General features: G+C 72.4%; 8 protein-coding genes. 2 read left to right on the forward strand and 6 right to left on the reverse strand.

Features of this window, described 5'->3' with window-relative positions; translation table 11 throughout:
• Positions 1-13 precede the first annotated feature (13 nt).
• From gap to ABZ484_RS21655, 4 genes are all read right to left on the reverse strand, one after another.
• A complete protein-coding gene (gene gap, locus ABZ484_RS21640) occupies positions 14-1,012 on the reverse strand; it encodes a type I glyceraldehyde-3-phosphate dehydrogenase (protein WP_358867526.1) in 999 nt (332 codons plus the stop codon).
• A 103-nt stretch (positions 1,013-1,115) separates the two neighbouring features.
• Entirely contained in the window at positions 1,116-2,072 is a 957-nt protein-coding gene (locus tag ABZ484_RS21645) for a helix-turn-helix domain-containing protein (RefSeq protein ID WP_358867527.1), read from the reverse strand.
• Positions 2,073-2,122: 50 nt separating this feature from the next.
• Positions 2,123-2,779, reverse strand: coding sequence for an ATP-dependent endonuclease (locus tag ABZ484_RS21650; protein ID WP_358867536.1), 657 nt, complete (start codon positions 2,777-2,779; stop codon positions 2,123-2,125).
• Positions 2,780-2,865: 86 nt separating this feature from the next.
• Entirely contained in the window at positions 2,866-3,804 is a 939-nt protein-coding gene (locus tag ABZ484_RS21655; protein ID WP_358867528.1) for an aldo/keto reductase, read from the reverse strand.
• A 326-nt stretch (positions 3,805-4,130) separates the two neighbouring features.
• On the opposite strand from ABZ484_RS21655, the gene ABZ484_RS21660 reads away from it, so the two are divergent.
• On the forward strand, positions 4,131-4,874 hold the full coding sequence (locus ABZ484_RS21660) for a class I SAM-dependent methyltransferase (RefSeq protein WP_358867529.1): 744 nt from the start codon (positions 4,131-4,133) through the stop codon (positions 4,872-4,874).
• A 37-nt stretch (positions 4,875-4,911) separates the two neighbouring features.
• Here ABZ484_RS21660 and ABZ484_RS21665 read toward each other — a convergent pair whose 3' ends face one another.
• Positions 4,912-6,894, reverse strand: coding sequence for a heavy metal translocating P-type ATPase (locus ABZ484_RS21665; protein ID WP_358867530.1), 1,983 nt, complete (start codon positions 6,892-6,894; stop codon positions 4,912-4,914).
• A 171-nt stretch (positions 6,895-7,065) separates the two neighbouring features.
• On the opposite strand from ABZ484_RS21665, the gene ABZ484_RS21670 reads away from it, so the two are divergent.
• Positions 7,066-7,455 carry a metalloregulator ArsR/SmtB family transcription factor gene (locus ABZ484_RS21670; RefSeq protein WP_306185254.1) on the forward strand — a complete coding sequence of 130 codons (390 nt, stop codon included), beginning with the start codon at positions 7,066-7,068 and terminating at the stop codon, positions 7,453-7,455.
• A 3-nt stretch (positions 7,456-7,458) separates the two neighbouring features.
• On the opposite strand, the gene ABZ484_RS21675 is transcribed toward ABZ484_RS21670, so the two are convergent.
• On the reverse strand, positions 7,459-8,631 hold the full coding sequence (locus tag ABZ484_RS21675) for a permease (RefSeq protein ID WP_358867531.1): 1,173 nt from the start codon (positions 8,629-8,631) through the stop codon (positions 7,459-7,461).
• Positions 8,632-8,796: the final 165 nt, after the last annotated feature.

An 8,796-nucleotide genomic window follows, 5' to 3' on the forward strand; every position in this document is an offset into this window, starting at 1 on the left:
CGTAAGCGACCGGTCAGCGGCCGGCGAGGAGTTCCAGCGTGTCGATCACTCGGTTCGAGAAGCCCCACTCGTTGTCGTACCAGGCGACCACCTTGACATGACGGCCGTCGACGCGGGTGAGGGCCGAGTCGAAGATCGACGAGGCCGGGTTGCCCGTGATGTCGGAGGACACGAGCGGGTCGTCCGAGTACTCGAGGATGCCGGCGAGCGGTCCCTCGGCCGCGGTCCGGTACGCCGCCAGCACGTCGTCGCGCGTCACCTCGCGGGCGACGGTGGTGTTCAGTTCGACGATCGAGCCCACCGGAACCGGCACGCGGATCGAGTCGCCCGACAGCTTTCCGTCGAGGTTCGGCAGCACGAGGCCGATCGCCTTGGCGGCGCCCGTCGTGGTCGGCACGATGTTGACGGCGGCGGCGCGGGCGCGGCGGGCGTCGCGGTGCGGACCGTCCTGGAGGTTCTGCTCCTGCGTGTAGGCGTGCACCGTCGTCATGAAGCCGTGCTCGATGCCGGCGAGCTCGTCGAGCACCGCGGCCAGCGGCGCGAGCGCGTTGGTCGTGCACGAGGCGTTCGAGACGATCGTGTGCACGTCCGGGTCGTACGCGTCGGTGTTGACCCCGAACGCGAGCGTGACGTCGGCTCCGTCCGACGGCGCGCTGACGAGCACCTTCCTCGCGCCCGCGTCGAGGTGGGCGCGGGCCGCCTTCGCCGACGTGAAGCGGCCGGTCGCCTCCAGCACGATGTCCACGCCGAGTGCGGCCCACGGGAGCTGCGCCGGTTCGCGCTCGGCGAGCACCTCGATGCGCCGGCCGTCGACGACCAGGGCGTCCCCGTCGACGGTCACCGGGCGGCCGAGCCGGCCGGCCGTCGTGTCGTAGGCGAGCAGCCGCGCGAGGCCGGCGGGCTCGGTGAGGTCGTTGACGGCGACGACCTCGAGGTCGCTGCCGCGTTCGAGCAGTGCGCGCAGCACATTGCGTCCGATGCGGCCGAATCCGTTGATCGCGATGCGAGTCATGAATGGTGTCCCTTCGGTTCGCGACCAGCCTCGCGCGCGGCGTCCGCCCGGGACAGCGGCGTGATCGCCATGGTTCACAAGGATCGCGCCACACGACGGCGGGCTACTCGCCCCGGGCGAAGGTGCGCCGGTACTCGCTCGGCGTGGTACCGAGGATGCGCTGGAAGTGCAGCCGCAGATTCGCGCCGGTGCCCAGCCCCACGTCGGCGGCGATCTGCTCGACGCTCAGCTGGGAACGCTCCAGAAGCTCACGGGCCACGTCGATACGGGCTCGCATCACCCACTGCATCGGCGTGTACCCCGTGTCCTCCACGAAGCGCCGCGAGAACGTGCGCGGCGAGACCGCCGCATGCCGGGCGAGCGCCTCGAGAGTGAGGGCCTCGCCCAGCCGGTGCAGCGCCCACTCGCGGGTCGCGGCGAACCGCTCGCCGAGCGGCTCGGGCACGCTGCGCGGCACGTACTGCGCCTGACCGCCGCTGCGGTAGGGCGCCGCGACCAGCCGCCGGGCCGCGTGGTTGGACGCGGCCACGCCGAGGTCGCCGCGCAGGATGTGCAGGCACAGGTCGATGCCCGAGGCCGCGCCGGCCGAGGTCAGCACGCTGCCCTCGTCGACGAACAGAACGTTCTCGTCGACCTTGACCAGCGGGTGCTTCTCGGCGAGCGCCCTCGAGTAGTGCCAGTGGGTCGTGGCGCGCCTTCCGTCGAGCAGGCCCGTCGCGGCGAGCGCGAAGGCGCCCGTCGAGATGGCCGCGAGCCGCGTGCCCCGGGCGTGCGCGGCGATCAGCGCGTCGACGACCGCCCGCGGCGGGTCGTCACGGTCCGGGAAACGGTAGCCGGGAATGAAGACGATGTCGGCCCACGCGAGGGCGTCCAGGCCGTGGGTGACGTGGTACGCCAGGCCGTCGCCGCCGGTCACCAGGCCGGGCGCCGCCCCGCACACGCGCACCTCGTACGGCATGCTCGCGCGGGTCGTGAACACCTGTGCGGGGATGCCCACATCGAGCGGCTTGGCACCCTCGAGCACGAGCACGGCGACACGATGCAGACGGGAGGACGGCACGAGGGCCAGGATACGAGGGGTGCGGGGCCGGCCGGCCCCGCTGCCGGTCGTCAGGCGACGTACGTGAGCAGGCGCTCCAGCGGCCGGGGAACGCGTCCGAGGTCCAGGTGTGCGACCAGTGCTCGCGCGTAGAGCGCCTTCCGGCCGCTGTGCGTGCCCATGAAGCGCCGCAGCTGGTGCTCCACGGGCCTCTCCCGCTGCGCCGGCTGGCCCTGGAAGGTGAGGAAGGGGCGCGTCTCGCCCTGGGTGTCGATCACGTGCCGCACGCGCTCGGCACCGAGAGCGCGGATCAGCTCGTCCTCCAGGTCGGCGACGCACACCTGGAACCCGAGTGTCTCCAGTCCGGTCTGCGTGAGACCGGACCCGAGGCCGACGCGCTCCAGATGACGCCGGAAGTGCCGCTCCTCCCCGATGTCGCAGAGACCGGCCAGTGGGAGCCCGAGCCCCGCAGGACCGCACACGTCCAGGAAGCGCCCTATGTTCGTGGCACCGCCGAGCGGTACGACAGCGACGCCCTCCGCGCCGAGGTCGCGGCCGCGCCGTGTGGCCAGCGTCTCGAGCGCGACCTGATCGCTGCTCCCCTCGACGAGTACGACCGTCCGCACACCGCCGGCCAGCCCCCGCGCCGCCGCGGCGGCCCCAGCCGCCCCCGCTCCGCCGGCCGCCCATGCGACCAGTGCCTGGCGAAATCGCCCCAACTCGTCCACGAGACCTCGCTTCCCCACGCCATCCTGGCAGGCCGAGATCTCGTACGCACGCGCGTTTTCCCCGGGTGGGGACTCCGGTGAACGGCCTACCGTGCGCCGGCCGGCCGCAGCGAGGTGAGGCGTGTCATCTCCTCCTCCGTGAGCCGTATCGAGCCGGCCTCCATGTTCTGCGCCAGGTGGTCCGGGTCCCCGGTCCCGGGGATCGCCAGCACATGCCGGCCCTGGTGCAGGGTCCAGGCCAGGCGGACCTGCGCGGCGGACACACCGTGGGCGCGGGCCACGGCCCGCACCGCCTCACGGTCACGGCTCGCCGGGCCCGCCTCGCTGTCACGGGCCGCCGGGCCCGCCTCGCGCCCTGAGCCGGCGATGGCGAAGAACGGGACGAAGGCGAGGCCGAGTTCACCGCAGAGCCGGAGAAGAGCCCGGTCCTCGTCGCAGGCGCCGATCGCGTAGGGGTTCTGCACGCAGACCACCGGCGCGATGGCGAGGGCCTCGGCCAGTTGCCCGGGGGTGACGTTGGAGACCCCGAGGTGCCGGATCAGCCCGGCGTCGCGCAGCTCGGCCAGCGCGCCGAAGTGCTCGCCGATCGAGCCGGTCCGCCGGCTCGGCGGCACCCGCAGGTTCACCACGTCCAGGTGGTCGCGGCCGAGTTGGCGCAGATTCTCCTCCACCTGTCCGCGCAGCTGAGAGGGTGTGGCCCACCACCACGCTCCCGAGGGGTCGCGGCCGGGCCAGACCTTGGTCGTGATGACCAGGTCCTCCGGGTACGGCGCCAGCGCCCGATTGATCAGCTCGTTGGCCGAACGCGTCGCCGAGAAGTAGAACGCGGCGGTGTCGATGTGATTGACGCCGAGCTCGACCGCCCGCCGGAGCACACGGATCGACGTCTCGCGGTCACGCGGCACACCGTGGCCGAAGGGTGCGGTTCCGGTCAGTCGCATCGCGCCGAAGCCGATGCGGTTGACGGTCAGGTCACCCAGCCGCAACGTGCCGGTCGCTGCCGTGATGTTCGTACGTGGATGCATGCGAGGGTCTCCTCTTGCGGACGCGGGGCGGGAAGCAGGAAGCGGGAAACGGGATGCGGGATGCGGGATGCGGGATGCGGGTTCACCGAATGGAGGCGGGTTCACCGACTGCCGGAGGCAGGCAGGCTCCGGGCATGAGAAAAGCCTCCTCGGCGGATCGGAATCCGCTCCGAGAAGGCTTGCGTTCGGCGTAAACCTAGCAGGCCGACGAAGGGGTCCGCCAGCTGGTCCTCGGATCCGGGGGCCGCACCGGCCGGCGTCCCGGCAGTGGCGGCACACGAGAAATCCGCTGGACATCGCGCGGGCCGGCGGCGAGCGTTGAGGGAATGCAGCAGGAGAAGATCTGGGACGCCGATGCCGCCCAGCGCTACGACACGCCCGGTTCCGGCATGTTCGCGCCGGAGGTCCTCGGGCCGACCGTGGACCGGCTCGCCGAGCTCGCGCACCACGGTGCGGCGCTCGAGTTCGCCATCGGGACCGGCCGGGTCGCCGTGCCGCTCGCCGAGCGAGGAGTGCCGGTCACCGGCATCGAGCTGTCGTTGCCGATGGTGGAGCAACTGCGTACGAAGGCGGACGAGTCGACGATCCCCGTGGTCATCGGTGACATGGCGACCACCGCCGCCCCCGGGAAGTACACCCTGGTCTATCTCGTCTACAACACGATCTCCAACCTGCTCACCCAGGACGAGCAGGTCCAGTGCTTCCGCAACGCCGCCCGCCACCTCACGCCCGGCGGCCGGTTCGTGATCGAGCTCTGGGTACCGGAACTGCGCAGTCTCCCACCGGGCCGGACGGCCACCGTCTGGCAGAACGAACCCGGCTACATCGGTCTGGACACCTACGACGTCCTGCGTCAGCACGTGGTGTCGCACCACGTCCACTTCGACGACACCCAGCAGGCGCGGTTGTTCCGCAGCCCGCACCGCTACATCTGGCCCGCCGAACTGGACCTCATGGCCCGACTGGCCGGGTTCGAGCTGGAGGCGAGACACGCGGACTGGGCCGGTGGCGAGTTCACGGCCGAGTCACGTTCCCACGTCTCCGTCTACCGCATCCCGCCCGCGTCGTAGCGGTGGTCCCGGCACACGGTGACCGTCCTGCGGCGGCTCACTCGGCGGCTCGCTTCCAGGCCGCCTCGCGCAGCAGCCGCAGCCCGTTGAGGCCGACGATGACGGTGGAGCCCTCGTGTCCTGCGACGCCGAGGGGCAGCGGGAGGTGGCCGGCCAGGTCCCAGGCGACCAGACCGGCGATGAAGACAGCGGCGATGACGAGGTTCTGGACGACCAGCCCGCGGGCCCGGCGGGACAGGCAGATCACGGCGGGCACCGTGGCGAGTTCGTCGCGGACGACGACGGTGTCGGCGGTCTCCAGCGCCAGGTCGGAGCCCGCCCGGCCCATGGCGACACCGGTGTGTGCGGCCGCCAGGGCCGGGGCGTCGTTGACACCGTCGCCGACCACCATCACCTTGCGACCGGACCGTTCGAGCTCCCTGACGGCGCCCACCTTGTGGTGGGGCAGCAGCCCGGCCCGTACGTCCTCGATGCCGGCTTCGGCGGCGAGGCGGGCGGCGGCCCGCGCGTTGTCGCCGGTCAGCAGCACGGGCACGGTCCCGGTCAGGGACGTCAGGGAGGCGACGGTGGCGGTGGCGTCGGGACGCAGTCGGTCGGCGATGGCGAGCACGCCGACGGGTCTGCCGTCCACCGCGACCAGCACAGCCGTGCGACCTCCGTCCTCGAGCTCGGCGACCTGGTCCGCCGCGCCCGTGGAGCCCGCGTCACCCGAACCGGCGAGCAGCCGGGCGGGCGCGCCGACCGCGACGGCGTGTCCCCCGACGGTGGCCCTCACACCGACACCGGGCGTGGAGTGGAAGTCCTCCGCCACCGGCAGGGCGAGTCCCCGTTCACGGGCCGCCTCCACCACGGCGCGGCCCAGCGGATGCTCGCTGGGGTGCTCGGCCGCGGCGGCGAGGGTCAGCAGGCCCGGCTCGTCGAACCCGGCCCCGGGCAGCGGCCGTACGTCGGTCACCCGCGGCGTGCCTTCGGTCAGCGTGCCGGTCTTGTCCAGCGCGACCGCGTCGACCTGGCCGAGCCGCTCCATGACCACCGCCGACTTGACCAGCGCACCGTGCCGTCCGGCGTTGGCGATGGCCGACAGCAGCGGCGGCATGGTCGCCAGGACCACCGCGCAGGGCGAGGCCACGATCATGAAGGTCATCGCCCGCAGCAGCGAGCCCGTGAGAGCGGCGCCGAAGGCGAGGGGGACGAGGAAGACGGCGAGGGTCGCGGCCACCATGCCCAGCGAGTAACGCTGTTCGACCTTCTCGATGAACAACTGGGTCGGCGCCTTGGTCCCGGACGCCTCCTCCACCATGCGCACGATCCGTGCGATCACCGTCTCGGAGGCGTCGCGTTCGACGTGGACGCGCAGCACGCCGGTGCCGTTGAGGGTGCCGGCGAAGACCTCGTCGCCGCGCTCCTTGGCCACGGGCAGCGGCTCACCCGTGATGGTCGCCTGGTCGACCTCGCTCGCCCCGTCCAGGACACGTCCGTCCGCGCCGACGCGCTCGCCGGGCCGTACCAGGATCGTGTCGCCGACGGTCAGCTCCTCGACGGCGACGGTGACCTCGCTGCCGTCGGACTCGACGCGGGTGGCGGTGGCCGGTGCCAGGTCGAGCAGACCGCGCACGGAGTCCGCGGTGCGGGCGGTGGCGAGTGCTTCCAGGGCACCCGAGGTGGCGAAGATGACGATCAGCAGCGCACCGTCCATCACCTGCCCGATCGCCGCCGCCCCGAGCGCGGCGACCACCATCAGCAGGTCGACGTCGAGCGTCTTGTCCCTCAGCGCCCGCAGTCCCGCCCAGCCCGGCTCCCAGCCGCCCGCCGCGTAGGTCAGCGCGTAGGCAGGGCCCCATGTCCAGGCGGGAGCGCCGGTCAGCTGCGACGGCAGCGCGATCAGGAAGAGAACCAGGGCGGCGGCCGCCCAGCGCGCCTCGGGCAGCGCGAGCACTCGTGTGCGGCGCCGGGGTGCGCCCGGGGCCCCGGCCGGCCGCGCTGCGCGGTCGGCCGGGGCCGGAGTGAGGGTGGAGGTCATCGGGGCGGGAGTCCTTCACGACGGCATGACGAGGGCACGGAACAAGGGCACGGGACGAGGGCACGGTCAGGGCACGGCCGGCCGGGGGCCCGGCGAACCGCCCCTCCACGGTACAGGAGTAAATGAAGAAGCATTCATACGTTCATGCGTTCTTCTCCGTAGGATGTACGCATGGGCCACGGAGCTGACGCCAAGACCACCGCCACCGCGCGCCAGCGCCTCGAAGCCGTCGGTGCCGCCGACGTGGCCGTGACCCTCCAGGCCCTCGCCACGCCCTCCCGGCTGCGCATCCTCGCCCGCCTCCAGGAGGGCCCGTGCGCGGCGACCGAACTCGCCGATGCCGTGGGCATGGAGCAGTCCGCCTGCTCCCACCAGCTGCGACTGCTGCGCAATCTCGGCCTGGTCACCGGCGAGCGCCGGGGCCGCTCGGTCATCTACGCCCTCTACGACAACCACGTCGCCGAACTGCTCGAACAGGCCCTCTACCACGTGGAGCATCTGCGCCTGGGCCTGCGCGACACCCCGGCACAGGCGCCTGCCACGGCGGCCGGGGCCCGTTGATCCTCACGTCCGCATCGCCCCGTCGTGGTCGTGATCGTGGCCGGTGTCCGGGGAGCCGCCCATCCCGCGCAGCATGGACAGACCGCCGGTCCGCAGGAACCGCACCAGGAGCACGGCGGCGAGGATCAGGAAGGCGATGTCGAGCCAGGTGGTGTAGTTCCAGCTGACGCCTTCCGTGGGGAGCCTCGCCGCCGCCTGGTCGGGGACGAGTCCGAGCCCGCCGAAGGCGAACTCCACGACGTATCCGGCGACGACCGCCGCCAGGAAGAAGGTGGCCGCCAGGAAAGCGGCCATCCTGGGGCCGTAGTACTTCCGGTAGATGTTGAGGATCGGCAGGATCAGCAGGTCGGCGAAGACGAACGCCACCACACCCCCGAAGCTGATACCGCCCTTCCACAGCACCACCGCCAGCGGCACGTTGCCGATGGAGCACACGAACGAGGCGATCGCCACCAGCGGTCCCACGACGGGCCCCCACAGCTCGGCGGCGAGCGGGTGGCCGTGGAAGAAGAAGGCGCGCCAGAACGTGTCCGGGACCCAGGCGGCGACGGCGCCGGCGATGAGCAGGCCGACGACCAGGTCGCGCAGGATCGCGGCCCATTCCATGACGAACACGTGACTGACGGCCGTGAAACCGTCCCGGGAGAGCAGCCGCCGGACGAAGGAGCCCGTGCCGCGGACCGACATGTCCATCGCGGCATGGCCCTCCATCGATCCGGCCAGCCCGCGTTCTGCCTGCGCCCGGGCCCGGCGCAGCGGCCCCGCGCGCAGGAACAGCCGGAACAGGACCGCCAGCACGGTGATCATGACGGGGCCGCCGACGAACTCCGCCGCGGTGAACTGCCAGCCCATCAGCAGCGCGAGGATGACGCCGAGTTCGACGACGAGGTTGGTGGAGGCGATCTCGAAGGCCATCGCGGCGGTGAAGTCGGCGCCCTTGCGGAACAGCGAACGGGCCAGCGCCACCGCGGCGTAGGAGCACGACGAGGACGCGACGCCGAGGCCCGCGCCGACGGCGAGGGTGCGGGGCCGGTCGTCGCCGAGCAGGGAGACGACGGTGGACTTGCGGACCACGGCCTGGACGACCGCGGACAGGGCGAAGCCCAGGATGAGGGCCCAGGCGATCTCCCAGGTCATGGACCCGGTGATCGACAGTGCGTGCAGTACGGCGTCCATCTGCGAAGCCTTCCCCCCGAGGGACGGCGTACCGCCTCCCGGCACCTTCCTGGCGGCGAGCCGGCCCGCCGGGCGGGGTGCGGGGGGGCGCCCCCCCGGGGCGCGGGGGGGGGCCCCCGCGCGGTGTTGGGTGGATTACACGGCAGTAATACCCTCACTAGGTAC

It is taken from the genome of Streptomyces sp. NPDC006393 (assembly GCF_040628575.1).
GTDB lineage: Bacteria > Actinomycetota > Actinomycetes > Streptomycetales > Streptomycetaceae > Streptomyces.